This window comes from Aminobacter sp. P4_D5 (assembly GCF_056401815.1).
In genome coordinates this window covers 1-809 of record NZ_JBFUIP010000561.1, presented here as the reverse complement: position 1 = coordinate 809, position 809 = coordinate 1, and the positions used below count along the sequence as shown (strand labels likewise).

Annotated in this window: 1 protein-coding gene; it reads left to right on the top strand. The window is 69.6% G+C overall.

Annotated elements, in window-relative coordinates:
• Positions 1 to 235: 235 nt before the first annotated feature.
• A partial coding sequence (locus tag AC1DWF_RS33490) for a Bug family tripartite tricarboxylate transporter substrate binding protein (RefSeq protein WP_476842807.1) occupies positions 236 to 809 on the top strand: 574 nt, incomplete at its 3' end.

Below are 809 nucleotides of genomic sequence, written 5' to 3'. Positions count from 1 at the left end.
GCGTGGGCGAGCTCGGGACCATCGGCGCCACGCCCGCGCTGGTGAACGCCGTGGCCGACGCGCTGGCGAGCCAAGGCCGGAAGCAGCAGGCCGACACGCTGCAGATGCCGCTGACGCCGCCGACGGTCTGGGCGCTCCTGGAAGGGTAGCTTGGAGGGCCGCGCCCCTCCCGCGGATACCGCATTCGTATAATGTCTCGCGACCGGCCCAAGATGCCGGCGCGGGGGTAACGGCCATGAAACTCAACAGGCGATCGCTCATGGCGGCTGCGGCGGCGACGCTGGCCGCGCCCGCCGCCCTGGCCCAGACCTGGCCGAACCGGCCGATCCGTCTCGTCGTTCCCTTCCCTCCCGGTGGCGGGACGGACAACTGCGCCCGCATCCTCGGCATGAAGCTCGGCGAGATCGTCGGGCAGCCGGTGGTCATCGACAACCGTGCCGGCGCGGGCAGCATGATCGGCACGCGCGCCGTGGGGCAATCCCCGCCGGACGGCTATACGCTGCTGTTCAACGGGACCTCCTCCATCGTGAAGGATGGCTTCGATGCGCGGACGGTCGTGCATCACGTCGCGCGGGCTGCCATCACGCACAACATCCTGGTGGTGAACCGCACGGTGCAGGTTAAGGACGTGCCGGAGTTCATCGCCTATCTCCGAGCGCGGCCAGGGCAGGTGAACCACGGCACGGCCGGCATCCTGACCTCGCAGCATCTCGCCGCCGTCATGTTCGACCTTCAGGCCGGCACCCGGATGGAGAACGTGCATTACCGCGGCACCGGCCCGTCGATCGCGGGCATCCTGACGAACGAGG